The sequence below is a fragment of the Lutibacter sp. TH_r2 genome, from assembly GCF_033101135.1.
In the GTDB taxonomy this organism is placed as follows: Bacteria; Bacteroidota; Bacteroidia; order Flavobacteriales; family Flavobacteriaceae; genus Lutibacter.
This window is the reverse complement of record NZ_JAWMPV010000004.1, coordinates 95,850-122,658: the sequence shown is the minus strand read 5'-3', so window position 1 is coordinate 122,658 and position 26,809 is coordinate 95,850. Positions and strand designations below refer to the sequence as shown.

Below are 26,809 nucleotides of genomic sequence, written 5' to 3'. Positions count from 1 at the left end.
CAATTACTACAAATGTACTTACTGCTTAATTGATAGCTTGTTAAGGAGTTGTTAAATGTATTTTTAGAAATCTTAATGCAAAAAAAATTAACTTTTAATTAGAATTTTTATACTAACTCTAAATGATTACTTTTGCAGCGAATTTAAAAAAATAGTTTAAAATGCTTTCAGTATCAAATTTATCAGTTCAATTTGGCAAAAGAGTTTTGTTTGATGAAGTTAATACCAAATTTATTCTTGGTAATTGTTATGGGATTATAGGAGCAAATGGTTCTGGTAAATCTACATTTTTAAAAATAATATCGGGTGAAATTGATCCAACATCGGGTCAAGTAAATTTAGAGCCAGGTAAACGTATGAGTGTTTTATCGCAAAACCACAATGCTTTTGATGATTTTGCTGTTTTAGATACCGTTTTAATGGGTAATAAAAAATTATACGATTTAAAAAATGAAATGGATGCCATTTATGCAAAAGAAGATTTTAGTGAAGAAGATGGTATTAAAGCTGGTGAACTAGGAGTAGAGTTTGAAGAAATGGATGGTTGGAATGCCGAAAGTTCTGCTGCAACCTTGTTATCTAATTTAGGTATTAAGGAAGATATGCATTATACATTAATGAGCGAATTGGATGGTAAATCTAAAGTACGTGTGTTATTAGCACAAGCTTTGTTTGGAAATCCAGATGTATTAATAATGGATGAGCCTACCAATGATTTGGATTTTGAAACAATTGGTTGGTTAGAAAACTTTTTAGCACATTATGAAAACACAGTTATTGTTGTTTCGCATGACCGTCACTTTTTAGATGCGGTATGTACGCATATTTCAGATATTGATTTTGGAAAAATAAATCATTATTCTGGTAACTATTCATTTTGGTACGAAAGTAGTCAGTTAGCAGCTAAACAACGTGCTCAACAAAACAAAAAAGCAGAAGATAAAAAGAAAGAGTTAGAAGAATTTATTCGTCGTTTTTCTGCAAACGTTGCAAAATCTAAACAAGCAACAAGTAGAAAAAAAATGATTGAGAAATTAAATGTTGACGATATTAGACCTTCAAGTAGAAGATATCCAGCAATTATTTTTGATCGTGAACGTGAAGCAGGTGATCAAATATTAAATGTTGAACATTTATCTCTAGCTACAGAGGAAGAAGTATTTTTTAGTGATGTGCATTTTAATTTAAATAAAGGAGATAAAGTTGCTTTAATTTCTAAAAACTCACGTGCTGTTACTGCTTTTTATGAAATTTTAAACGGACATATAAAACCAGATTCTGGAAAATTTCAATGGGGAGTTACAACTACACAATCGTATTTGCCTTTAGATAATTCAGAATTTTTTAAAGATTCATCGTTAAATTTGGTTGACTGGTTACGTCAATATGCACAAACTGAAGAGGAGCGTGAAGAGGTTTATTTAAGAGGTTTCTTGGGTAAAATGATTTTTAGTGGAGAAGAAGCTTTGAAAAAATGTAATGTGCTTTCTGGAGGAGAAAAAGTGAGATGTATGATGTCTAGAATGATGATGAAGAGAGCGAATGTTTTAATGTTAGATGAACCTACAAACCATTTAGATTTAGAATCTATTCAAGCATTTAATAACTCATTAAGTAATTTTAAAGGAACTGTTTTGTTTACAACTCATGATCATGAGTTTGCACAAACAGTTGCAAATAGAATTATAGAAATAACGCCAAAAGGTGTAATTGATAGATATTCAACATTTGATGAATATTTAGATAACGATAAAGTAAAAGAATTACGTGATAAAATGTATTCTTAAATTATAAAAAAAAAGGGAGCTAAATGCTCCCTTTTTTATTGTCTATTTATACCTCTTCGTTTGCCGTATTCTTGTAACAAACGTCTATTAAAGTCTCGTTCAGATTTTTGAAGTTTAAGAATTTTTTTAGCTGAAATTATTTTTTTTAATTCTTTAATAAGAATAACTTTATTTCTTAAAATTTCTTCTTCATATTTAATTCTATTCGCTAAAATTTCTTCTGCTTTTTCATCCGTTATAGAATTAATACTATTTGTTTCTTGAGCTTTCCGAAAGGATTCAGATTCTATTTTAGATTTTAAATCTTGAATTTTTTCAGTGTACAGATTATAAACTGGCCAAAATTTTTCAGCTTCGGTAGTAGTTAAATTAATAGATGTAGTTATATAACTTGTTTTTAAAGCTTGTATACGTTGTCTACCCATTTTTTGAGCAGACATACTTGTGGTTAATCCAAGTATAAGTAGAATAAGTATTATTTTTTTCATTATGTATTTTAATTAGCTAGTATAAGTTGTTCAATATTTTCATCGTTTAGGTATTCCATTAAATCATCTTCAGAAATAGTTTCAGCAATAAAATTGTCATCAATTTCAATATCGTTGTAAATAGAAGCTAATTGATATGCGTCAATATCTACTTGTCCATTATCAATCCAGTTTTCAATTTCTGTAGTAGCAATAGCTTCAAACGAATTATTGTTTGAATTAGTTGTTAAGGTGAAAATTAATAATAATGATGCAGCAATAGCAACAGGAACCAAAATTTTAGTTAAACGTTGTTTTAACGAAATTACTTTAGGTTGTTTTTGTTGAATTTTCAATTTTTCAAAAACATTATCTTCAATTGAGTCAAAGTAATTATCTGGAACTTCTAGTTTGTTTTTTGGTTGTAATTTTTCTAAATGAAGATTTGATAGTACATTATTTTCTAAAGATTCAAAGTAATTTTTTGGAGTTTTAAATTCTGAAGTTAAATTGTTTTTTGTTATTTTTTTAAGCTTAAATTCTCTAATTATATGTTCTTCAGTAGTATTAAAATAGTTTTCAGGAACTGTAAATCCAGTTCCTTTTTCCTTTAATTTACTTAAAGTTGGTGCTATTTTATGTAATTCTTTGTTTTCCATTTAATTATAAGACTTTATAAAACTAAAAAAGTTTAATGCTTTTTAATAAAATCTTCAATTTTTTTAACTGCATGAAAGTAAGATGCCTTTAAAGCTCCTACTGATGTTTCTAATATTTCAGACATTTCATTGTATTTCATTTCATCAAAATACTTCATATTAAACACTAATTGTTGTTTTTGAGGTAAAGTTGCAATTGCTTTTTGAAGAATTATTTGAATTTCATTTCCACTATATAAATTATCTTCTTGTAATTGTTCAGCCATTTTGTACTGTAATTCACTAATATCTACATGTGTGTTTTTGGCTCTTTTATTTATAAATGTTATTGCTTCGTTTGTAGCAATTCTATAAATCCAGGTAAATAACTTACTATCTTCATTAAAAGAATTTATGTTTTTAAATATTTTTATGAAGGTATTTTGAAGTATATCATCAGTATCATCATGGTTTAAAGCAATTTTTCGGATATGCCAATACAATCGCTCTTTATAATGCGACATTAAACTTCTAAAAGCTGCTTCTTGAGTTGAAGGGTTTTTAAGTTGAGCTACTAATAATTTTTCGTCAATCACAAATGTAATTTTGAGTTAGACTTCATTAATGGTAAAAAGTTTAATTACAATAGTAAAAATTATTTTTTATTAATAAATTTTCTTCGCGAATAACCAAATAATCTATGATCTTTAATTGTTTCTGCAATTCCACTAGGCAACATTTCTTCCCAACCTTCTTCACCATTAGTAATCATATCTAATACTTTTTTCGAAAAAACTTCTAAAATTTCAGGATTGTAATCTACAATATCAACAACTTTACCATTGTATTTGAAGAATTTGTATAATTCTTTCATTCGTGGATGTACTCGTAAATTTTCACTAGTAACAAGTTCGTTGGTTTTTTGATTTTTAAATGGATACAAATAAACTTTTAAATCTTTAAAAAATAATTTACCAAAGGCTTCTAAAATACCACCACTTAAATTACGATAGTATTTTTCGTCAAAAATTTGAATAAAACTAGCAACACCCATTGCTAATCCAATTCTAGCTTTGGTAAATTCTGAAAAGTAATCGACTAGTTTGTAATACTCTTGATAGCTAGTAATCATTACATTTTGCCCTAGTGAGCAAAGTAGTTCGGCTCTGTCTAAAAAATCTCTTTCGTCAATTTCTCCAGAAGAAGCTAGGTTTGAAAGTGTAATTTCAAAAATAATTTTAGTTCTTTTTTCGTTTACCTTGTTTTCGCTTAAAAATAATTTTTGAGCTTGCATGTATATATCCATGTTTACTTTTGTAACAGGTCTAAAACTACCACGTAAAGCTAGAATATTGGCTTTGTATAATTGTTGCGCAGGTAATAAATTATTTCCGTCAGGACCAAACATTACTGCGTTAGTAAAGCCATTTTTTACTAAAAGCAAACTCATTAATCTATTATCTACATACGAGAAACGAGGACCAGAAAAGTTTATCATATCAAGTTCGATTTGAACTCTGTGTAAATTATCGTAAAGCGATTTCAGTAATTCTTTAGGTTTATCATACATGTAAAACGCGCCATATATTAGATTTACTCCAAGTGTACCTAAAGTTTCTTGTTGAAGTTTTGCGTCTGTTTCTTTAAACCGAACGTGTAAAATAATTTCGTTGTATTTTTCTAAAGGATCTAATTGAAATTTAATTCCAACCCAACCATGACCTTTAAATACTTTTGCAAAATCTATAGTAGTTACGGTGTTAGCATAAGAAAAAAACATTTTTCCTGGATGTTTTTTTCTATTCAATCTATCTTCCATTAACTCAATTTCATGAGTTATCATTTTTTTTAATCTAACCTGTGTAACATAGCGTCCATCATCTTCAATTCCATAAATAGCATCAGAAAAATCTTTATCGTATGCGCTCATTGCTTTAGCAATAGTACCAGAAGCACCACCAGCTCTAAAAAAGTGACGAACAGTTTCTTGTCCGGCTCCAATTTCAGCAAAAGTTCCATAAATGTATTTGTTTAGGTTTAGTTTTAAAGCTTTAGCTTTACTACTAGGAATATCATTTATTTCAATATCTCCTTTTAATTTAAGCGTCATACAATTTATTTTAAAGTTGGTTTTTCACAAAAATAGTAAAAATAAGGTGTAAATTAAGATTTATAAGTGCATAAAAAAAGGGTGAAAATTTAATTTCACCCTTATAAATTGTATTCATTTTATGAATTACATATTTTTTAATTCAGCTACTAATTCTGTTAAAGCAGCTTTTGCATCACCAAATAGCATATTTGTTTTTTGGTTGAAGAATAATTCATTTTCTATACCTGCATAACCAGGTTTCATACTTCGTTTATTTACAATAATGTGTTTTGCGTTTTCAACATCTAATATTGGCATTCCGTAAATAGGTGATGAAGGATCATTATGTGCTGCAGGATTTACAACATCATTTGCTCCAACAACTAAAACAACATCTGTATTAGGAAATTGAGGATTAATATCATCCATTTCAACCAATTTAGAGTATTCTACATTACTTTCAGCTAACAAAACATTCATGTGTCCAGGCATACGTCCAGCTACTGGATGTATTGCGTATTTAACTTCAACACCTTTACTAGTTAATAATTCTTCTAATTCATGAATAACGTGCTGTGCTTGTGCAACTGCTAAACCATAACCAGGAACTATTATTACTTGATTGGCATAATTCATTAATACAGCAGCATCACTTGCAGTTGTTTTTTTAACATTTCCACCAATTTTTGAGCCTCCTTCAACACCATCAGTAGCACCACCACCAAAAGCACCAAATATAACGCTGGCTAAAGATCTATTCATAGCTTTACACATGGCAAAAGTTAAAATTAAACCTGCTGAACCTACTAAAATACCACCAACTAGCATTACCATATTATTGTATAAAATACCTGTAATGGCAGCTGCAATACCTGTTAAAGAGTTTAATAATGAAATTACAACGGGCATATCTGCTCCACCAATTGGTGCAACAAATAAGTAACCGTAAACTAATGAAGCTGCTAGTAATCCGTATATTAATAATGTACTATCTGTGTTCATTAAAACTATATAGGCTCCAAAAGCTACTAAAGCTAAAAACAAAATATTATTAATTAGGTTGTATTTAGGAAGCCTTAAATCTTTCATACTTCCATTTAATTTAGCCCAAGCAACTAAACTTCCTGTAAAAGTTATACTTCCAATTATAATTGCGGCAATTACAGTTGTAATAATTGATGAAGAAGCTTTATCAGCTTCAGCAACACCAATATTTTTACTAAATTCAACTAAACCAATTAAAAGTGCACTTGCACCACCAAAACCGTTGAATAAGGATACTAGTTCTGGCATTTTGGTCATTTCTACTTTTACAGCAATAATCCATCCTATAATTCCACCTATTGCAATTGCAGAACCAATTAATACATAAATTATTGTTGGAACCTCTTTTTCAGCAAGAAAAATTGTACCTAAAATAGCAATACCCATTCCAACTGCAGAAGTTAAATTTCCTTTTTTTGCAGTTTCAGGATGTCCTAACATTTTTAAACCAACTACAAATGTAATTGTGGCAATTAAATATATAATACTTAAAGTGATATCCATTATTTTCTCTTTTTAAACATTTGTAACATTCTGTCGGTAACGGCAAAACCACCAACAACATTAATAATTCCTAATACTACTGCTATAAAACCTAAAGCAAGAGCTAAATAGTTTTCTGGGTCAGATTGTAGCATTACTAAAATAGCACCAACAATTACAACACCACTTAAAGCATTTGCTCCAGACATTAAAGGAGTATGCAGTACGGTTGGAACATTTTTAATTAACTCAACACCAATAAATATCGCTAAAATCAGGATGTATATTAGTTGAAGATTTCCTTTAATAAATTCTATAAATTCATTCATGATTTTTAACTTTTTCTAATTTTTCCGTTTTTTACTATTAAGGTTCCGTCTGTAATTTCTTCTTCTAATTCCCATTTGAATTCACATTCATCATTTGTTAGATGAATTAAAAAGTTGTACATATTTTTAGCATATAAATCACTAGCATTTGTACTAACGCTTTCAGGCGCAATAGTGGTTCCAAATATTTTTACACCATGTTTTACAACAGCTTTGTTCATTTCACTTATTTCGCAATTTCCACCTTGAGCAGCTGCTAAATCTATAATTACAGCTCCATTTTTCATTTGTTTTACTTGCTCTTTTGTAATTAATACAGGTGATTTTCTACCAGGAACCATTGCAGTAGTAATTACTAAATCTGCTTTAAAAAGTGAATTATTTACAGCTTCTTTTTGTCTTTTCACATAATCTTCTGAAGCTTCTTTTGCATAGCCGCCTTCACTTTCTTGTTCTCCAGAATTATCTACCGTAATAAATTTAGCTCCTAATGATTCAGCTTGTTCTTTAGTTTCCATTCTAATATCGGTAGCTTCTACAACTGCACCTAAACGTTTTGCTGTTGCAATAGCTTGTAAGCCAGCCACACCAATACCATAAATAAGTACTCTTGATGGTGTAATTGTACCAGCAGCAGTCATCATTAAAGGGAAAATTTTTGTCATTTCATAAGCACCTTTTATAACTGCTTTATAACCTGCAAGGTTATTTTGAGAGCTTAATACATCCATATCTTGTGCTCTTGTTATTCTTGGCATTGCATCCATTGAAAATGCAGTAGCTCCTTTTGCAGCTATTGCTTCAATTAATTTTGTGTTTGAAATGTGAAATAATTGACTCATTAATATATGGTGACTGTCAATTAACTTTAAATCTTCTTCATCAAAAGGGTTGATTTTTATAAGTATGGTTGCTTCTTTAAAAACAACACCTCTTGCTTCTACGGTTACTCCAATTTCTGTATAGTCTGAATTTTTGTATGAAGAGGCTTCTCCTGCGCCTTCTTCAATAAGAATTTTAAAACCTTTAGCAATCAATTGTCCAGCAATTTTAGGGGAAATAGCAACACGCTTTTCACCATCTTTATGCTCTTTTAATATGCCTATTTTCATAAGATTAGGTTATTTTATAATTTATAGATTTGTTTTAATTATTTTAATTTTTAAAACTATTTTTTACATGAGAAATTTTAATTATTTGTAATTAAAATTGTAGTAGTTAATACTAACTATATAATGAATTGACAAAGGTAAACTTAAATATTAATTGATTACTAAAAGTTGATAAAAATCACACATTGTTAGAATCTATTAAAAATGACTGTTATTTGTGTATTTATGTAATTAATGTTACTATTTATTGTATGTTTTTTTAATTCTTAATTTAATTCTTGAAAATATTTAATATAGATATATTTGTAAAGCTTTAAAATTAAAGTAATGAGTTTAAAAATTACATTTTTAGGAACAGGAACATCACAAGGTATTCCTGTTATTGGTAGTAATCATCCAGTTTGCTTATCTTCAGATCAGCGTGATAAACGTTTGCGAGTTTCTATTTTGGTAGAATGGGAAAATTATAGATATGTTATTGATTGCGGTCCAGACTTTAGATATCAAATGTTAAGAGCTAACGTAACTAAAATAGATGGAGTTTTAATTACGCACGAGCATGCCGATCATATTTTAGGAATAGATGATTTACGTCCGTTTTGTTTTAAAATGGGAAAAGTTCCAATGTACGCTCTAGAAAGAGTAATTAAAGATTTATCTATACGATTTAATTATATTTTTAGAACGGAAAACAGGTATCCAGGAGCCCCAAGTGTTGAGCCTATTTTAATTGATAAATTACCTTTTAAATTAAATGGTTTTGAAGTTGTGCCTATTGAAGTAGATCATGGAGGACTAAAGATATTAGGATATAGATTTGGTAAAGTTGCTTATTTAACGGATGTTAAAACTATTTCTGAAATAGAAAAACAAAAACTTCAAAATTTAGATGTTTTAATTTTAAGTTGTATTCGGCATAAGGAACACCATTCGCATTTAAATCTAGAAGAAGCATTGGCACTTATTGAAGAGTTAAAACCAAAAAAAACATATTTAACACACATAAGTCATTTATTAGGTTTTCATGCTGAAGTTGAAAAAACACTTCCCAAAAATGTGTTTTTAGCGTATGATGAATTGGTGTTGAAAGTCTAAAAAAACACCGTATTATGTATAATTTGTAATAAATTTATACGGTGTTGTGCTTTTGTACTTTATTCCGATTTATAAACTTCTAATTCGATTTCTATCATAAATTCGGGGATTGCCAATTCTTTTACTCCAAGCCAAGAGCCAGTTGGAAATTGTTTGGTGTATATTTCAGATCTGTAACCTGCGTTTTCAAGAAACAATGGCATATTGGTTGTGAAAATATTTTCCACAACTACGTCATCAAATGTACAGCCATAGTGTTTCAGTATTTTTTCTAAATCTGTGTAGCAGTTTTTCATTTGTTGTCCTAAATCTCCAATTGCTGTCGGATTTCCTTCATTATCCATACTTACAGCTCCAGAAATTTTAATATCATTTCCAATTTTTACAGCGTGAGAATATCCGTAAGCTTTTTCTACTTCTGGTCGAAGCAAAAAGTATTCAGGTTTTTCAGATTGAACAACAACTTCTTTTTCTTGCGAAATTCCAGTAAATGCAAAAAGCATTATACCGCAAAGCAACACTGATAATCCAACTTTTTTAGCTTTCATAATTATTTGATTTAGGTTAGTTAATAGTTATATATCTACACTTAATAAGATATTAAATGATAGTGATGTTAAATTATGGGATTGTATGGTGGAGTTGTGTGAAAAAATTCTCTTTTTTTAGGTGTAAAAAGGAGATAATGATTTTTTTAATTAGTGTAATATAAAAAAAAACATGAATTTAAACAATTAATATTCTGATAATTAATTGTTTAATGAATTTAGTTCTTGTCCGTAATCAAATTGTAAATCTTCATGAACACCTTGAATTTTCTTTTTTAAGGCGCTAATTTCTCTATCAAAAATATTCTCTAAAACAGTATATTTTTTAATTGAAGGTTGAAAGTTTTTCATTTTTTTACAGAAGTAGAGTAGTAGCTCAATTTCTGTTTCTTTCTTTTTAGAGTAGCGTATATATTTTTTTATAATACGAAGAATTTTTCGCACACTTTTTTTAATGTAGAAGTACGATTTTGTGTTTATTTCATTAAACAATTCATCTACTTCATTTTTTACAGATTCAATAAAGCGTTCTTCGTTAGATTTTTCAAAAAGTAAATAGGTAAGTAGTTCTTTATTTTCTTTTTTAAATTTGGATAAACTTAAGCAGAGTTCTACTAATTCAGTTTGTGGAATGTGTTTTAATTCGTTTTTAAGTTCTTTTACCGAAGCAGTTTTCATAAATAATATATTAGGCAGAAAATAAATCAAACGATTCGGTTTCTTCGTAGTTTTCAGTATTTAAATTAAGAATAGAAGTTTCGTTTTTTAAATAGGAGGTTAAAATACGGTGCGCATCATTATTATCGTTATGTGGTTCTAATTTATCAATATAGTTTTTTACAGATGTTGAAAAATCTTTTTTTGAAGTATAGCCAAAACCTTTATAAATTCCCTTTAAAATTAAAATAAAGGCCATTTCGTTTTCAGTTCTTCCACTTTCTTGTATTACAAAATTCTGATTTTGAAATTGTATAGAATTTATAGCTTCGCTAACTCTTAAATTGTAAAGGGCAACACTTTCTTTTTCGCTACAAACACCTCTACATTTTTTTATTTGATGATGAAAACAAGAGGTAACATTAGATTGTAAATGGCAATATTTAGGGCACAATTCAAATTCGTCACATAACTTTTCTAAAAATTCTCGGCATTGTGTGGTATTGTAAAACTTTAATAATGGATTTGAAATTAATTTTAACTTATTGAAAGCTAAATGTTTAATTCCGTTTCTGTCCTCGTATGAGAATAATCCAATACTTTCTTGAGATCTGCGTTGTGCTCTATTAAATTTTGGATAAATCCTTTTTATTTCAGAAGATTCTAATAATAAAGCAATAAGCTCGTTTCCAGTTTCAGTAAATGTGATATTTGAAGTTTCTAAACACATGTTTACTTCTTTTTTTGCTTTATCGTAGAAATGACTTATAACACGTTTTTTAATATTGTTTGCTTTACCTACATAAATAATTTCGTTTTTTAGGTTTTTAAAATAGTATACTCCAGTGTTAGAGCTTAAACCGTCAATTATTTTTTTTGAGAGTAGTGGAGGTAATGTAGCTTGTCTAGATTTTGGATTTAAAAACGATTGAAATACTTGTTGATTATTATCTAATTTTAATAATTTTTCAAACAGAATGGTTGTAGCTTCGGCATCGCCTTTTGCTCTGTGCCTATCTTTAATTACAATGTTTTGAGTAGTGCATAAAGCTCCTAAACTATATGATTTTAACCCTGGAATTAATTTTCTAGACAATCTAACGGTACACAATTTTTTTCTTTTCCAACTAAAGCCTAAATCTTTAAATTCTTTATGAATAATGTTATAATCAAAATTAACGTTATGAGCTACAAAAATGCAGTTTTCAGTGATTTCATTTACTTTTTTAGCTATTTCAAAAAACTTTGGAGCATTAGCAACCATAGCGTTGTTAATACCTGTTAAATTTGTAATAAATGGAGGAATTGAACATTCGGGGTTTACAAGTGTTGTGTATTCATCAATTAATTGTTCTCCATTATGAATAAAAATTGAAATTTCTGTTATTTTATTTGTGTGTCCCGTAGTTTCAATATCAACAATTGCGTACATTAATTCAGTGTTTTTTGTAGTTCTTTTAATTCAACACCTAATTGAGTGAGCATATTTGCAATACTGCTTATTTTTAGTTCGTGCTCATCATATTCTTGTGTGTTTATACTGCATGTAAATTCCCAAATTTCTAAAACATCTTGAACTGGTAAATAATATGGATCGTATTTTTTATTGTCAGAAACCATTAAAAGCATATTGTGTTCTTCAATTTGTTTAAATACTCTTTTGTATACCATTCCTTCACTTTTAGAAAGAATAATATAGGTTTTTCCATTGTTAATATAATTTACATTTTCGATAAAACGTGCAACTATGTACGAGCCGCTTTTTACAGGTAGCATAGAATCTCCTTTAATTGGAAATGCTCTATGTGTTCCTGTTGGTAAAAAAGGAAGTTTAATTTTGTTTAAATGCTCTATATATTCTGGATCGGAATAACCACGCAAGTAACCAGCAGAAGCTTCTTCTGGAACAATTTCAATTAATTCTTCGTTTTCAGAATCTACAGTTATAGGAAATAATACTCTTTCATTTCCAATTTTTATAAAACTATCTTCTGATGTACTTGTTAAATCGTTTTTTATAAGTGCATCAATTGGAATGTTGAAAAAATTAGAAAGCTCTATTAAAAAATCTACTGGAGGTGTTGCTCTATCTTCTTCATAAGAGCTAATTCTTGAGCGTGGAACATTAAATTCTTTAGCAAATTGTTCTTGTGTTAAGCCTTTTAAAGCTCTTAAATGTTTAATGTTGGTAGTAAGTTTATTCATTAAGCTAAAATAATTGGAGTTGATTGCTAATAATTTTAGCTAATATATAAAAAAACTTTTACACACAAGTATAAGGGTTTTAAAATGTATTTAAATTTGCTTTACAGTTGTATGTTGTAACCAAAAAAAACTCTTACTACTTTTTAGTAGTAAGAGTTTTTATATATAATTAACAACGATATATTATTTGTTGTACATTTCTTTATAATATTGAGTTGCCATTCTTGCGCTTGTAAATTCAGGAATTACATCATCAATGCTGTTCCATACAATTTCTTGCCATTTTTTCTTTTTACCATAATATGTTGGTAAAACTTCATTTTCTAAAATGTCAAATAGATTAGCACAGTCTTGCTCGTCTTGTTCCCAAACTGGCAGTTTGTGATCTAATGCTGGTAACACAAAACAGTTTTTACCGTTTTTCTCAAATTCAGGAATCCAACCATCGTTAATAGATAAGTTCACTGAACCATTAAAAGCGGCTGTCATTCCACTTGTTCCAGATGCTTCACGAGTAATTCTTGGTGTGTTTAACCATATGTCAGAACCTTCTTTTAACAATCTAGATAAGTCCATTTCGTAACCAGTTAAAACAGCTAAATTTTTAGATTTTTTAGAGTAGTTTACTAAATGGTTAAAAATATCAATAGCATAGTAATCTTTTGGATAAGGTTTACCTGCCCAAATAATTTGTATTGGATATTTTTTATTTGATAATAGTTTTTCAAAACGTTCTAAATCGTATAAGAACATATCTGCTCTTTTGTAGCCTGCAAAACGTCTTGCCCAAACAATAGTAATTACGTTAGGATCAAATATTTTTTTAGTTTGCTCTAAAACTTCTTCAAATAATTCTTGTTTAAGTTCTTTTTTACGCTTTTTAAATTTTGGGGCACTTTTCTTTTCCCATGCTTCTTTAATTTCATCATCTTGCCAGAAATTTTGATTTTGTGCGTTTGTGATAGGAATTATTTCACTAATACCTTCGTAATCTTTCCACATATCGTTAGAAACAACAGCGTGTAGTTTAGAAACAGCATTTGAGCGTTTAGACATTCTTAAAGCAGAAACAGTATAATTAATCATACCATCGTTTACCATTTCTTTTCTTAATTCTTGTTCTGAAAGTGTTCTTCCAAAGAAACCACATCTGTTTAAATGACGGCCATCACGTTCTTCATTTCCAGCTTTTTCAGGTGTATGAGTTGTAAATACCATTTGGTCTTTAGTAACACCTTTATCACGTAAATAATAAAAAGCAGGTAATGCATGCCCTTCATTTAAGTGATAAATATCTGCACCTCCTAAAGCTTCAACAACTTTAGCTCCTCCAATACCTAAAATAATACTTTGAGAAACTCGTGTTAATTCATTAGAATCGTATAAATGATTTGTAATTGTTTTTGACAAGTGATCGTTTCCTTCAACATCTGTACTTAAAAAATACATTGGAACACATCCAAATATTTCTGGTTTTAATACGTATGCTCTAACTTTAACTCCTGGGTTATCATGTAAAGGTACTTCAACTTCAATTCCAGTATCTTCCAAAAAGCTATAAGATTTTTCAACAAAGTTAGCTCTCATTGTTTGATCTTCATTTCTACCTTGGTCATAGTATCCATATTTCCAAAGCATTCCAATACCAATCATATTTTGTTTTAATTCATATCCAGATCGCATATGTGAACCAGCTAAAAATCCTAATCCTCCAGAATAAATTTTTAAAGCTTGGTGAATTCCAAACTCCATACTAAAGTAAGCTACTTTTTTATCAAACTTTTTTGCTGGTTTATATGGGTGATGCCATTTACTATATTCGCTAGCCATAATTTTCATGATTTTAAATTAGCGGCAAATTTATGAATAATAAATTATTTTAATCTGTTGATAATTAACATATTTATCTATTTAATAGTTGCAAATTTTAAATTTTTATACATAAGTATGTTTATAAGTTAATATTAAAGAATATTAAGTTAACATTTATGTTGGAATTTAATTTGATCTAAAGGTGTTTATATAGAACTAAAAAAAAATGAATGGTGATTTATCTAAATTTTAATAATTATGTATAACTATTTGAATTAAAAATATTACTGAATAACTATTTAATGTTTAATTCTTGTGAGAAAAATACATTTAAAATTTCAAAATTTGATTTTTTTAGCATTTTATTCAAAAAAAATGAAGTGTATTTTACTGCTTACTAGAAAAAACATATCAAATTTCAATTGAAATTAAGCGTTAAACATGATAATTATCATAATAACTAAAAATAATTTAAAATATTTAAAATTACCCAGCTACTAATTTCAAACGTTTTAGTAGCTATACGCCTCATAAACAAAGGGTTTTTGGTGTTTTTTAAAATGTTAAAATAGGTATTTATTAGAACTAAATATTGTAAATTTGCAGTATAAATAAAGACTAGTAACTCTTAAAATTAAATAAAATTAAAACGATGGAAATAAAAAGTTTTAAAAAAGGAATTTGGACCAAAGCTGTAAATGTAAGGGACTTTGTAATTAACAATGTTACACCTTACCATGGAACTCATGAATTTTTAGTTGGACCAACAGAAAAAACTCAAAAATTATGGGAAGTTTGTAAGCAAGCTGTTGAAGAAGAGCGTCAAAATAATGGAGTTCGATCGTTAGATACTGAAACAATTTCAACGGTAAGTGCCTTTGAAGCTGGATATATTGATAAAGAAAATGAAGTAATAGTAGGTTTACAAACTGATGAATTACTTAAAAGAACAATGAAACCTTTTGGAGGTTTTAAAGTTGTTCAAAAAGCATTATCAGAACATGGTGTTGAACCAAACCAAAACTTAACAAACTTGTTTTCTAAATATGTAAAAACACATAATGATGGTGTTTTTGATGCATATACTGCAGAAATTAAAAAATTCCGTTCGTTAGGTTTCTTAACAGGTTTACCAGATAATTATGCTCGTGGTAGAGTTATTGGTGATTATAGAAGAATTGCTTTATACGGAATTAACTTTTTAATTGAAGCTAAAAAAGCCGATAAAGAAGCAATTACTGGTCCAATGACGGATGCTGTAATTCGTTTACGCGAAGAAGTTGCGGAACAAATTAAAGCATTAAAAGAAATGATTGAGCTTGGAGCAATTTATGGATTAGATTTATCTCGTCCTGCTGAAAACGCTCAAGAAGCAGTACAATGGACATATATGGCTTATTTAGCAGCTGTAAAATCTCAAGATGGTGCAGCAATGTCTCTAGGTAACGTTTCAACATTTTTAGATATATATATTGAACAAGATTTAAAAGATGGAGTAATTACTGAAGATGAAGCTCAAGAATATATCGATCAATTTGTAATGAAATTACGTATGGTTCGTCACCTACGTATGGCTGCTTACGATGAAATTTTTGCAGGAGATCCAACATGGGTAACTGAAGCAATTGGAGGTATGTTTGCTGATGGAAGAACTAAAGTTACAAAATCTTCATTCCGTTTCTTAAATACGTTATACAATTTAGGCCCATCACCTGAACCAAATATTACTATTTTATGGTCAGCTACATTGCCTCAAAATTTTAAAGATTATTGTGCAAAAGTATCAATAGATACTTCATCAATTCAATTTGAGAACGATAACTTAATGAGAGAAAACAGAGGTTCTGATGATTATGGAATTGCTTGTTGTGTATCTTACCAAGAATTAGGAAAATCTATTCAATTTTTTGGAGCACGTACAAATTTAGCTAAAACACTATTATTAGCTTTAAATGCCGGACGTTGTGAGTTTACAGGAACTGAAGTTGTAAAAGGAATTCCAGAATATACCGATGAGTATTTAGACTTTGATAAAGTAATGGCTAACTTTAAAATAGCAATGAAAGAAGTAGCACGTGTTTATAATGATTCTATGAACATTATTCACTACATGCACGATAAATACTATTATGAAAAAGCTCAAATGGCTTTAATCGATACTAATCCAAGTATTAATATTGCCTATGGTATTGCAGGTTTATCTATTGTTGCAGATTCATTATCAGCAATTAAATATGCTAAAGTGAAACCAGTTAGAAATGAAGAAGGTTTAACAGTAGACTTTAAAATTGAAGGTGAATTTCCATGTTATGGAAATGATGATGATAGAGTTGATGAATTAGCTTCTAAAGCAGTTGCTGATTTTAATAATGAATTAACACAGTTACCAGTTTATAAAAATGCTGAACCTACAATGTCAGTATTAACAATTACTTCTAATGTTTCATACGGTAAAAAAACAGGAGCAACACCAGATGGTAGAGCTTACGGAGTTGCATTTGCACCAGGAGCTAATCCAATGCACGGACGTGATAAAAACGGAGCAATTGCTTCATTAAACTCTGTTTCTAAAATTGACTATAAAGATTCAAAAGATGGAATTTCTAACACATTTTCAATTGTACCAAAATCTTTAGGAGCAACTGAAGAAGAAAGAATCGACAATTTAGCAACTACTTTAGATGGTTATTTCTCAAGAAATGCACAACACTTAAACGTAAATGTTTTAAATAAAGAAACATTAATTGATGCAATGGAAAACCCAGGAGAATATCCACAATTAACAATTAGAGTATCTGGTTATGCTGTTAATTTTGTTAGATTAACAAAAGAACAACAATTAGAAGTTATTACACGTTCGTTCCACGAATCAATGTAATTAACTGATAAATATTAAAATTGAGCATTCAAAAATTAAAATTATATCTATTTTTGGGTGCTTAATTTTTTTTAAATAAAACTACTACTACTATTAAAACTACAGAAAACACATTAAGAGTCCATTCAATAGAATCTTTTGGAACACATGATGGTCCAGGAATTCGCATGGTTATATTTTTACAAGGTTGTAAGCTAAAATGCTTATACTGCCATAATCCAGATACTATTGAAACGTCAGGTGGAACTGAATACAAAACTGACGATTTGGTTGAATTAGCCTTAAAAATGAAACCTTATTTTGGAAAAAAAGGTGGAGTTACCGTTTCAGGAGGTGAACCTTTATTACAATCAAAAGAATTGATTCCCTTTTTTAAAAGATTAAAAGAGGAAGGAATTCACACAAATATTGATACTAATGGAAGAATACTAAATCATTTTACTAAAGAATTATTAGATGAATATGCTGATTTGGTGATGTTAGATATAAAACACATGACTGAAGATGGTTATGAGTATTTAACAGGAATGCGTAATAAAGAAACCACATTTACCTTTGCCAAACATAGAGAAGCTTCAGGTAAAAATATGTGGTTACGTTATGTTTTAATTCCTGAAATAACTAACAAACCAGAATTATTACATGCAATGGGAGCGTATTTTAAAAATTACAAAACCATTGAAAAAATTGAAATTCAACCTTACCATAAATTAGGAATTCATAAATGGGAAGCATTAGGTTGGGAGTATCAATTAAAAGATGCTAGAGAAAATACAGAAAAGGAAATAGAAGACGCTGTCGCCATTTTGGAACAGTATTTTAAAGAAGTGAAAATAAATTAATAGTATGAATACCCCAAAAGAAGTTATAAGTATAGTTAGTCAATTGGCTTTAAATAAAGGAAAGTATAAGGTTAACAAAACTTTAGTACTTGCATTTTTAGCTGGAGCATATATTGCTTTTGGAGGTTTATTAGCTATTGTTGTTGGTGGTGGAACACCAGGTATTGCAGCAACTAACCCTGGAATTACAAAGTTTCTTTTTGGAGCAATGTTTCCTGTAGGTTTAATATTAGTAGTTGTAGTTGGAGCAGAACTTTTTACAGGTAATAATGCCTATTTTATTCCTACAATTCTAAATAAAAAGCAGCCAATAAAAGAGATGTTTAAAAATTGGGGATTGGTTTATTTTGGAAATTTTATAGGCGCTGTTTTTGTAGCATATGTAATAACACATTTAACACATATTGTAAGTGCTTCACCTTTTATTGATTCTGTGCATGGCATTGCAATTGGAAAAACAAGTCATACGTTTTTAGTTACTTTTTTAAAAGGAATAGGTGCAAATTGGCTTGTTTGTTTAGCCGTGTGGCAAGGTATGGCAGCTAAAAATACAATGGGTAAAATGGTTGCTATTTGGTTACCTGTAATGACCTTTGTTACTTTGGGTTTTGAACATAGTATAGCAAACATGTATTTTATTCCTCTTGCTATTTTTGAAGGAGCAGATATAACTTGGACAACGTTTATTGTAAAAAATTTAATTCCGGCCACACTAGGAAATATAGTTGGAGGTGTTCTTTTTGTAGGAATGCCGTATGGTTATTTATTTGGAAAAAGTAAGCTGTAAATTTTAAGTTATAGAATTTTTTTTTGAAAATGATAGCCTAAAATTTTGTAATCTTGCTTAAAGTAAAACTTATGAGATTTACTATTTTGCACTTAGGTATTAAGTTCTACAGTATTACATTTATTATTTTTTGCCCAGAGCTCAATTTCGTTTAAAAAATCCTTTCCAAAACCTTTAGATTGATAGCTAGAATCGATAATAACATTGTCAATTTCTAATTGTTTTCCACTATACAATCTTGTGGTTAACCAACCACTAGAAACTCCAATTAATTTAGCTTTAATATAAAAACCAAAACAATAATAATTTTCTATTTTAAACATCTCTTTTTGACGTTGTTCTAAAATTGTTTCTGAAATAGTAGGATTTAATTGTTTTACTAACAATAGAATTTTTGGAATATCTATAGGTTTAAGTATCTGAATCATTAATTAAGTTATAAATTAAGAATGTTAAAATTACAAAAACTTATTTATTGTGGATATTTGAGTTTTTAAAATTTTATGCTAATACTTTTTATTGTAGATTTAGAACTAATCAACGCTTAATTGTAGTTAAAAAATATAGTTCTGATTAGTGATACTAATTATTTTATAGTAATTTTACAGTACAATTTTTATGAAGAAAAAAGATATAATAAATTACCCAATAAAATTTGAACCTATTCTAAAAGAAAGAATTTGGGGAGGAGAAAAGTTAATTACTACGTTTAAAAAACAATCTAATAAAAATAATATTGGAGAAAGTTGGGAGATTTCAGATGTGAAAGGTGATGTTTCTATTGTTTCAAATGGAGCACTTAAAGGAACCACGTTAAAAGAATTAATAAAAACATATAAAGAAGATTTTGTAGGTAGTAAAGTCTACAAACAGTTTGGAGAAAACTTTCCAATTCTTATTAAATTTATTGATGCTAAAACACCTTTATCTATTCAGGTACATCCAAATAACAAATTAGCAAAAGAGCGCCATAATTCATTTGGTAAAAATGAAATGTGGTATGTTATGGATGTTGATAAAGATGCTGAACTAATTGTAGGGTTTAGTAAAAATGTTTCTGAAAAAGAATATGTTGAAGCATTAAATAAAGGGAAAGTTTTAGATATTTTAAATTCAGAAAAAATTATAACGGGAGATACTTTTTATATTCCAACCGGAAGAGTTCATGCTATTGGTGCAGGAACAGTTTTAGCCGAAATTCAACAAACTTCTGATGTTACTTACAGAATTTACGATTACAATAGAGTAGATGCTGCTACAGGTAAAGAGCGTGAATTGCATACTGAATTAGCTTTAGAAGCTATAGATTATAAACTATACAGTACATATAAAACAGATTATCAGTTAATAAAAAATGATTCGTCTAAATTGGTACATTCACCATATTTTAAAACAGATATTATACAATTGTCTGGAGAATTAATTAAAGATTATAGTCAGTTAGATTCCTTTGTAATATATATGTGTGTTGAAGGTGATTTAATACTTACATGCAATAATAAGGAGTATAAATTAAATAAAGGTGAAACTATTTTAATCCCAGCAGTTATTAATTCTGTAAGTTTAAAATCCGATAATTCAACACTTTTAGAAGTGTATTTGTAATTTTTTAACTTATTTAAAAACACCCAATATTATAGTTTAGTATCTGAAAATAAGATGATTAAAAACTAAAATCACTATTATTTTTAACTGTTTTGGACAATACATAATTTATTAAAATAAAATGTTTGTAAAGTAAAAAAAGCTTAACTTTAAACATTAAAATATCTGATATGGTTATAAATTATTGTCCAATTTCAGAGAAAGTATTAAATAAAAATAGTTATGAGACTTTACAACAAGTACATTCTTCCTAAAGTAGTTGATTGGACTTGTAGACAAAAATCTACCATGAACCAACGAATAGAGTTAATTTCATTAGCTACTGGTAATGTTTTGGAAATTGGAGTTGGTTCAGGTTTAAATTTACCTTTTTATAATGGAGATAACATCAAGCATTTAACTGGTATTGATCCATCAGTAGAAATGTGGAGAAAGAGGGTTGTAGATACAACAACCTTACCATTTGTGTTTAACTTTGAAAAAGCATTTGCCGAAAATATCCCCAAAAAAAATAATAGTTTTGATACAGTTGTTATTACATACACACTTTGTACAATTCCTAATATAAATAAGGCTTTTAAAGAAATACGAAGAGTTTTAAAACCACATGGAAGATTATTGTTTTGTGAACATGGTAAAGCCCTTAATAAAAATATTCAAAAGTGGCAGAATAGGATTAATCCGTTTTGGAAACGACTTGGAGGTGGATGTAATTTAAACAGAGATATTCCATTAATTATTGAAGAAAATGGATTTAAAATAACTAAAATGCAGGCAAAGTATATTGCTGGGTGGAAAATAGCTAGCTATAATTACAGTGGAATTGCTGAACCAAACTAATTTGTTTAAATAAGTAATACAATTATAGGGGAAAACTAAATAAAAATTAGAGGTTTCTGCTATAATTTTATTTTTGATTTATTGTTAATAAACCTTAAATAGAAAGGCAAAATTTGATTATAAAGTATAGAATTATTAATAATTATGAATGTTAAACATACATAAAAATATTGGTAAAGGTCAGTCTTTTCCTATTGGTGCATCCATACAAAGTAATGGAGTTAATTTTAGTATTTATTCTAAATATAGTACTGGAATTGAGTTATTATTATTTAATAATATAGAGGATAATAAACCAAGCCACATAATAGTTTTAGATAAAAAAAAGCATAAAACAGATTTTTATTGGCACATTTTTATTGAAGGACTTAAGGCGGAGCAAATATATGCATTCCGAGTGCATGGTCCATTTCTTCCAGATCAAGGCCTTCGTTTTAATCCAGAAAAAGTATTACTAGATCCTTATAGTAAATTAGTAGTTACTCCAAAAGGATATCAGCGCGATTTAGCTATAAAACCTGGTGATAACTTAAGCAGCGCCATGAAAAGTGTTGTTGTAGATACTAGCGTTTATAATTGGGAAGGAGATCACTATCCTCGTCGCTCTTTTTCAAAAACCATTATTTACGAACTGCATGTTAAAGGTTTTACAAAACATCCAAATTCAGGTATTGAAAATTCTAAAAGAGGTACCTACGCTGGATTAATTGAAAAAATACCCTATTTAAAAGATTTAGGTATTACAGCCATAGAACTTCTTCCTATTTTTCAGTTTGATGAGCAAGATGCTCCAAAAGGAAATATAAATTATTGGGGGTATAGTCCAGTATCTTTTTTTGCACCGCACAGCTCTTATTGTTCCTCTAAAAATATAATGGGACCTTTAGATGAATTTAGAGATATGGTTAAGGCTTTGCACAAGGCAGGTATTGAAGTTATTTTGGATGTTGTATATAATCATACTTCTGAAGGTGGAAAAAACGGACCAACTTTTAGTCTTAAAGGTATAGAGAATAGAACTTATTATTTGTTAGAAGGAGAAACTTATAGTTATGGTAATTATTCTGGCTGTGGTAATACTATTAATCCTAATAATTCGGTAGCACGAAGAATGATTATGGATAGTTTACAATTTTGGGTATCAGAAATGCATGTAGATGGATTTAGATTTGATTTAGCTTCTATTTTATCGCGTGATGAGTTAGGAGTTCCTCAAAAAAACCCTCCAATACTTTGGGAAATTGAATCAGATCCAATTTTAGCAGGAACTAAACTTATTGCTGAAGCATGGGACGCTGCTGGCCTTTATCAAGTTGGAACTTTTATTGGTGGTAAATGGAAAGAATGGAATGGTAAGTTTAGAGATGATGTGCGTAGTTTTATAAAAGGAGATGAAGGTGCTATCTCAAACTTTGCAGCCAGAGTATTGGCTAGTCCAGATATATATGGCAGTAAAAATAGATCGGTCGGAACAAGTATAAATTTTATTACATGCCATGATGGATTTACATTGAATGATTTGGTTAGCTATAGTGAAAAGCATAATGAAGCTAATGGAGAAAATAACAGAGATGGAAATAACGATAATTTAAGCTGGAATTGTGGAATTGAAGGGTTAACAGCAGATTCCTCTATTATAAAATTAAGGGAACAACAAATAAAAAATTTTATGGTGGTTACCCTACTTTCTTATGGTACTCCAATGCTTTTGATGGGTGATGAAGTTGGAAGAACGCAATTAGGAAATAACAATGCATACTGTCAGGATAATGAAATAAGTTGGTTTAATTGGGAGCTTTTAGAAACAAATAAACATTTATTTAGGTTTATTAAAATGTTGAATATGTTTAGGATAAATAGAGATTCTAGTAAAGACGATGTTGAGCCACCGTTATTAGAATTTCTTCAAAAAAGACGAAAAATAGACTGGCATGGTGTTCAATTGGATAAACCAGATTGGAGTTCAATATCGCACAGTTTAGCTGGTACCGTAAGAACCAAAAAGAATGATCCTATTTTGTATATTGTATGTAATGCTTATTCAAAGGATTTAGATTTTGAAATTCCAGAGCCTCAAAATTTTAAAAAAAAGAATTGGTATCGAATAATTGATACTTCCTTATCATCTCCTGATGATATTGTTTTACTTAATAAAACCAAAATTATTAACGGAAAGTATTATACTGTAAAAGCACGATCTATAATTCTTCTTATAGCTCCCTAATAATTTTTATTTTTAATTAATTTGTATAAACTTTATCTATAAATTTTGAATTTAATAATCTAGCAACTGCCATATAGTTTGGTTTAAATTTTATTTTATCACCAACTTTATATTTTAGGTGTCCTGCTTTAGTTTTATTATCGCCTACATCAATCACCAACATATCAGATGTAATACCTACAAACGAAATTGTAGTATCTTTAGTTTCAATATCTTCTTTATCAACATCTAACATTCCAAAGTCTAAAATAGCTTTGTACGATTTTTCTGTAATATCATTTTCTTTAAAATCAGAGGTGTGGCCTATGTTTGCATGGTTAATAATTCCATCAGGAACAAGATTTTTTTCTTCAAGTTCAATAATGTTCGCATAAAATTCAAAAGTATCTGTATTTAATTCTTTAAATTGCTTACCATCTAATGGGCTAACACCAAAAAAAGCAGCTTCTCCAATTCTAAAATGATTGATGTCTTTTGGTATGCTATTACTTTCTATTAAAGGAAGTGTTATTGAAGTACCACCCGAAATAAACTTTAAATTTTTATTAAACTTTGTATTAATAAGTTCTTTATACAGAAATAACTGAAGTAATTTATCAAATGTTGGTTCAACACCATACATACAGCCTAAATTTGATCCAATACCAATTACTTCAATATTTGATAAACGAAATACTTGATTGTAAAAATCTATAATGTTTTCTCTATTTACACCTTCTCTTAATTCCCCTAACTCAATCATAATAATAATTTTATGAGTTTTATTTTTTCTTTTAGCAGCTTTATTTAGTGCTTTAATGGTAGTTAGAGAAGTGTTTAAAGAGATATTTGCATATTCTACCACATCATCTACATAAATTTCAGCAGGAGGTTTTATATAGATAGTTTTTATATTTGGATTTACTTCACGAAGGTTTCTTAAACTAGTTATTCTAGAGTCACCAATTGAGTTAATTTTATCAATTACATCTTTTGTTAAAATTGTTTTTAAAAAAGTTTTATCGCCAGAAAATACTTTTGTAATTAAACTCCAGGCTATGTTATGTTTTTCAAAGTATTTACTTAAGAACATGATGTTGTTCTTTATTTTTTTTGAGTGAATTATTAGTTCTGCCACTGTGTTTTTTTAGAATAATAAAATTGAAATATTATAAAAGTTACTATTTATTTTCTTCTAGATAAAGTAGTTCTTTATATTGAGCTTTAATTAATTGCTCTCGTTTTTTTATAGATGGTTTTTTAAACTCTTTTCTTTTACGTAGCTCTTGAAGTACTTTAGTATTTTTATATTTTCTTCTATATCTTTTTAAGGCTCTATCAATGTTTTCGCCGTCTTTTACTTTTGTTATTAGCATATAATTATTTTTTAGTTTTATTTAACCTCATTTCTAAATAAGGGGTTGTAAACCCTAATTTTTCATATAGAAATTTGGCAGGATTATTTTTTTCTACGTGTAAAGCAATATCACCTTTGCAATTATCAATAGTATATTGCATTAGTTTTTTTCCTAGACCTTTGCCTCTGTAGTTTTTATGTGTAGCTATATAAACCAGTATGTTTTCAGGAATATACTCATCCATTCCCGTTTTATTAATAACTACAGCTCCAATAATGTTTTCATTTTCTTCCAAAGTAAATATGTAGCCACCCAAACCTGTTCGCTCTTTTGCAGCGTAGTCAATGGCTTTTCTAATTGCTTTTTTTGGGTCTCCATATTTTTCTAAATGTTCGAAAAGAAAATTTGAAACTTTTTCCATTTCTAATGGAGTTATTCTGTTAAAAGCATCGTATGTAATAAATTTCATATTTTAGTTTTAGATATATAAATGGCAGTCGTCTTCATTTTTAATTTCTCCATAATAAGTTTCTCTATATTTATGAAGTGTTTTTAGAGGGATTCCTAATAAGTATCTTTTAATATAAGTAACTCGGGTTATTAATCTTCCCATTTTTGGTGAAAACCTATTTTCAGTTCTAGTTTCTCTTTTGATATAAAATAATTTCATTTATTTAGATGTGTTTATACTACTATCAGCTACTAATACAACATTAGTATTGATAATAGAAATGTGAATAAATTACACATAAAGTGTATTTATATAATAAAAATTTATAGGGTAGTTACTGATTAATCAGTAGAAATGAAATTACGTTGTAGGTGGTATAAATTTATCCGATTGAACACGGAAAATAAGAAAGTTAAAACTAAAAATACGTTTATTTTTTTTGTCTTGAAGTTTTTTAATCATATGGAACAAAAGTACAAAAATATTCACAGTTTATCAATTATCTAAAGAAGTAATTTTAGAAATAAACTTTCAACTACTTTAAAAAGAGCTATATATTAGTGTAAATTGTTTTACTTTATAAAAGTATATAAATTTAAAAACGTTTAACATATTTTAAAATTAGTTAAACATTATGTATCTTTATCAAATAATTTAATAAAAAGAAATATGTTTGGATTATTTAAAAAGAAATCAGAAGAAGAAAAGCTACAAGCTCAATATCAAAAGCTTTTAGAAGAAGCACATAAATTATCTACCACAAATAGAAAAATGAGTGATCAAAAAATTTACGAAGCGGAAGAGGTGCTAAAGAAACTTGAAAACTTGAATTAATATAGTTTAATTTAAAATGGAAAACATAAAGAAGCCTGATAATGTAGTGTTCGATTCTAAAACTGAAAAATATGATGCAGCATTAAAACCTTATGCTACTTCAGTTGGAGCGCCAGTTATAACTACAACTGATACAATTGGATGGAAAAATAGAAGCATTAACAAAGTAAACCATAAAGTAGAAGCAAAATTTTTAGAGTTAAAAGCTGAATATGAGAAAATGATGCAAGAATTTGAGTACAATAAGCTCATTTTTGAAGCTGAATTTAATTTTGAACCTATTATTGGTGAAGTTTATTATTTATATAAAAGAGACAATGGTAAAACATTTTTATCTATTATAGCACCTCACGAATGTAGTTTTAACGCTTTGGGTATTTTTTATTTAAACACAGACCAAATTTGGGAAAAAATATAATTTTTTAATGTCTACAGAAACAAATCAATTTACAGAATTACAACTAGATCGTATTATAGAAATGGCTTGGGAAGACCGTACACCTTTTGAAGCTATCCTTTTTCAGTTCGGATTACTAGAAAAAGAGGTAGTTAAAGTAATGCGGAGCAATTTAAAGGAGTCTAGTTTTAAACGTTGGCGTAAACGTGTAAATAGTGGTGTTAGTTGTAAACATTTAAAAAAACGTAATTCAAATATTTCCCGTTTTAAATGTTCACGCCAAAAGGCAATTACAGGAAACAAGATAAGTAAACGATAAATGTAATTATCAAAATCAGACTATCT

Annotated in this window: 28 protein-coding genes; 11 read left to right on the top strand and 17 right to left on the bottom strand. The window is 28.6% G+C overall.

Translation table 11 applies throughout. The features are described 5' to 3' along the window. Positions 1–161 precede the first annotated feature (161 nt). A complete protein-coding gene (locus tag R3X25_RS12230) occupies positions 162–1,787 on the top strand; it encodes an ABC-F family ATP-binding cassette domain-containing protein (RefSeq protein WP_317675205.1) in 1,626 nt (541 codons plus the stop codon). 35 nt (positions 1,788–1,822) lie between these two features. Here the strand turns inward: R3X25_RS12230 and R3X25_RS12225 are convergent, their stop codons facing one another. The 7 genes from R3X25_RS12225 to R3X25_RS12195 all read right to left on the bottom strand — a co-directional run bounded on the left by R3X25_RS12225 (position 1,823) and on the right by R3X25_RS12195 (position 7,952). Beyond that, positions 1,823–2,275 carry a sensor of ECF-type sigma factor gene (locus R3X25_RS12225; RefSeq protein ID WP_317675204.1) on the bottom strand — a complete coding sequence of 151 codons (453 nt, stop codon included), beginning with the start codon at positions 2,273–2,275 and terminating at the stop codon, positions 1,823–1,825. A gap of 8 nt (positions 2,276–2,283) precedes the next feature. Next, positions 2,284–2,913 carry a hypothetical protein gene (locus R3X25_RS12220; RefSeq protein ID WP_317675203.1) on the bottom strand — a complete coding sequence of 210 codons (630 nt, stop codon included), beginning with the start codon at positions 2,911–2,913 and terminating at the stop codon, positions 2,284–2,286. Between the two features lie 32 nt (positions 2,914–2,945). Further along, complete coding sequence (locus R3X25_RS12215; RefSeq protein ID WP_317675202.1) at positions 2,946–3,488, bottom strand: sigma-70 family RNA polymerase sigma factor; 543 nt, start codon at positions 3,486–3,488, stop codon at positions 2,946–2,948. Positions 3,489–3,547: 59 nt separating this feature from the next. Then, on the bottom strand, positions 3,548–5,002 hold the full coding sequence (locus R3X25_RS12210; protein ID WP_317675201.1) for a TonB-dependent receptor: 1,455 nt from the start codon (positions 5,000–5,002) through the stop codon (positions 3,548–3,550). A gap of 126 nt (positions 5,003–5,128) precedes the next feature. Beyond that, positions 5,129–6,532 (bottom strand): NAD(P)(+) transhydrogenase (Re/Si-specific) subunit beta, encoded by a 1,404-nt coding sequence (locus R3X25_RS12205; RefSeq protein ID WP_317675200.1) that lies wholly within the window; start codon positions 6,530–6,532, stop codon positions 5,129–5,131. After that, positions 6,532–6,840 carry an NAD(P) transhydrogenase subunit alpha gene (locus R3X25_RS12200; protein ID WP_317675199.1) on the bottom strand — a complete coding sequence of 103 codons (309 nt, stop codon included), beginning with the start codon at positions 6,838–6,840 and terminating at the stop codon, positions 6,532–6,534. Before R3X25_RS12200 ends, R3X25_RS12205 begins: the two co-directional genes overlap by 1 nt. A 5-nt stretch (positions 6,841–6,845) precedes the next feature. Continuing rightward, a complete protein-coding gene (locus R3X25_RS12195) occupies positions 6,846–7,952 on the bottom strand; it encodes an NAD(P) transhydrogenase subunit alpha (protein WP_317675198.1) in 1,107 nt (368 codons plus the stop codon). 327 nt (positions 7,953–8,279) lie between these two features. Here R3X25_RS12195 and R3X25_RS12190 point away from each other — a divergent pair, with 327 nt between their 5' ends. After that, the gene (locus R3X25_RS12190; RefSeq protein WP_317675197.1) at positions 8,280–9,047 is read left to right on the top strand and encodes an MBL fold metallo-hydrolase; all 768 of its coding nucleotides are present in this window, start codon (positions 8,280–8,282) and stop codon (positions 9,045–9,047) included. Positions 9,048–9,106: 59 nt separating this feature from the next. On the opposite strand, the gene R3X25_RS12185 is transcribed toward R3X25_RS12190, so the two are convergent. The 5 genes from R3X25_RS12185 to glgP form a co-directional block, all read right to left on the bottom strand. Further along, complete coding sequence (locus R3X25_RS12185) at positions 9,107–9,550, bottom strand: RidA family protein (RefSeq protein WP_317675403.1); 444 nt, start codon at positions 9,548–9,550, stop codon at positions 9,107–9,109. A gap of 246 nt (positions 9,551–9,796) precedes the next feature. Then, positions 9,797–10,273 (bottom strand): hypothetical protein, encoded by a 477-nt coding sequence (locus R3X25_RS12180; protein ID WP_317675196.1) that lies wholly within the window; start codon positions 10,271–10,273, stop codon positions 9,797–9,799. Between the two features lie 10 nt (positions 10,274–10,283). Further along, positions 10,284–11,684: an exonuclease domain-containing protein gene (locus tag R3X25_RS12175; RefSeq protein WP_317675195.1), complete on the bottom strand. Its 1,401-nt coding sequence runs from the start codon at positions 11,682–11,684 to the stop codon at positions 10,284–10,286. Continuing rightward, positions 11,684–12,457, bottom strand: coding sequence for an XRE family transcriptional regulator (locus tag R3X25_RS12170; RefSeq protein ID WP_317675194.1), 774 nt, complete (start codon positions 12,455–12,457; stop codon positions 11,684–11,686). The genes R3X25_RS12175 and R3X25_RS12170 overlap by 1 nt, the downstream gene beginning before the upstream one ends. A 183-nt stretch (positions 12,458–12,640) precedes the next feature. Next, complete coding sequence (glgP, locus tag R3X25_RS12165) at positions 12,641–14,287, bottom strand: alpha-glucan family phosphorylase (protein ID WP_317675193.1); 1,647 nt, start codon at positions 14,285–14,287, stop codon at positions 12,641–12,643. Between the two features lie 634 nt (positions 14,288–14,921). Here glgP and pflB point away from each other — a divergent pair. The 3 genes from pflB to R3X25_RS12150 all read left to right on the top strand — a co-directional run bounded on the left by pflB (position 14,922) and on the right by R3X25_RS12150 (position 18,776). Then, positions 14,922–17,147, top strand: coding sequence for a formate C-acetyltransferase (gene pflB / locus R3X25_RS12160; RefSeq protein ID WP_317675192.1), 2,226 nt, complete (start codon positions 14,922–14,924; stop codon positions 17,145–17,147). A gap of 167 nt (positions 17,148–17,314) precedes the next feature. Then, positions 17,315–17,989: a pyruvate formate-lyase-activating protein gene (gene pflA / locus R3X25_RS12155; RefSeq protein WP_317675191.1), complete on the top strand. Its 675-nt coding sequence runs from the start codon at positions 17,315–17,317 to the stop codon at positions 17,987–17,989. 4 nt (positions 17,990–17,993) lie between these two features. Then, entirely contained in the window at positions 17,994–18,776 is a 783-nt protein-coding gene (locus tag R3X25_RS12150; protein WP_317675190.1) for a formate/nitrite transporter family protein, read from the top strand. 92 nt (positions 18,777–18,868) lie between these two features. On the opposite strand, the gene R3X25_RS12145 is transcribed toward R3X25_RS12150, so the two are convergent. Beyond that, positions 18,869–19,204 (bottom strand): GNAT family N-acetyltransferase, encoded by a 336-nt coding sequence (locus tag R3X25_RS12145; RefSeq protein WP_317675189.1) that lies wholly within the window; start codon positions 19,202–19,204, stop codon positions 18,869–18,871. 190 nt (positions 19,205–19,394) lie between these two features. On the opposite strand from R3X25_RS12145, the gene R3X25_RS12140 reads away from it, so the two are divergent. The 3 genes from R3X25_RS12140 to glgX all read left to right on the top strand — a co-directional run bounded on the left by R3X25_RS12140 (position 19,395) and on the right by glgX (position 23,445). Further along, a complete protein-coding gene (locus R3X25_RS12140) occupies positions 19,395–20,381 on the top strand; it encodes a type I phosphomannose isomerase catalytic subunit (protein WP_317675188.1) in 987 nt (328 codons plus the stop codon). Positions 20,382–20,603: 222 nt separating this feature from the next. Further along, a complete protein-coding gene (locus tag R3X25_RS12135) occupies positions 20,604–21,221 on the top strand; it encodes a class I SAM-dependent methyltransferase (protein WP_317675187.1) in 618 nt (205 codons plus the stop codon). Positions 21,222–21,369: 148 nt separating this feature from the next. Next, positions 21,370–23,445 carry a glycogen debranching protein GlgX gene (gene glgX, locus R3X25_RS12130; protein WP_317675186.1) on the top strand — a complete coding sequence of 692 codons (2,076 nt, stop codon included), beginning with the start codon at positions 21,370–21,372 and terminating at the stop codon, positions 23,443–23,445. A 16-nt stretch (positions 23,446–23,461) separates the two neighbouring features. On the opposite strand, the gene R3X25_RS12125 is transcribed toward glgX, so the two are convergent. The 4 genes from R3X25_RS12125 to R3X25_RS12110 are packed head-to-tail and all read right to left on the bottom strand — an operon-like array spanning position 23,462 to position 25,452. Next, entirely contained in the window at positions 23,462–24,562 is a 1,101-nt protein-coding gene (locus R3X25_RS12125; RefSeq protein WP_317675185.1) for an alanine racemase, read from the bottom strand. 43 nt (positions 24,563–24,605) lie between these two features. Then, positions 24,606–24,800: a 30S ribosomal protein S21 gene (rpsU, locus tag R3X25_RS12120; protein ID WP_317675184.1), complete on the bottom strand. Its 195-nt coding sequence runs from the start codon at positions 24,798–24,800 to the stop codon at positions 24,606–24,608. Positions 24,801–24,804: 4 nt separating this feature from the next. Next, complete coding sequence (locus R3X25_RS12115) at positions 24,805–25,251, bottom strand: GNAT family N-acetyltransferase (RefSeq protein WP_317675183.1); 447 nt, start codon at positions 25,249–25,251, stop codon at positions 24,805–24,807. Between the two features lie 9 nt (positions 25,252–25,260). Then, a complete protein-coding gene (locus R3X25_RS12110; protein ID WP_317675182.1) occupies positions 25,261–25,452 on the bottom strand; it encodes a hypothetical protein in 192 nt (63 codons plus the stop codon). 450 nt (positions 25,453–25,902) lie between these two features. Between R3X25_RS12110 and R3X25_RS12105 the strand changes: the two genes are divergently transcribed. Genes R3X25_RS12105 through R3X25_RS12095 form a run of 3 tightly spaced genes read left to right on the top strand, consistent with a single transcriptional unit; the run spans position 25,903 to position 26,783 of the window. After that, positions 25,903–26,067, top strand: coding sequence for a Lacal_2735 family protein (locus R3X25_RS12105; protein WP_317675180.1), 165 nt, complete (start codon positions 25,903–25,905; stop codon positions 26,065–26,067). Positions 26,068–26,083: 16 nt separating this feature from the next. Next, on the top strand, positions 26,084–26,485 hold the full coding sequence (locus R3X25_RS12100; protein ID WP_317675178.1) for a DUF2452 domain-containing protein: 402 nt from the start codon (positions 26,084–26,086) through the stop codon (positions 26,483–26,485). A gap of 7 nt (positions 26,486–26,492) precedes the next feature. After that, complete coding sequence (locus R3X25_RS12095) at positions 26,493–26,783, top strand: TIGR03643 family protein (protein ID WP_317675176.1); 291 nt, start codon at positions 26,493–26,495, stop codon at positions 26,781–26,783. Positions 26,784–26,809: the final 26 nt, after the last annotated feature.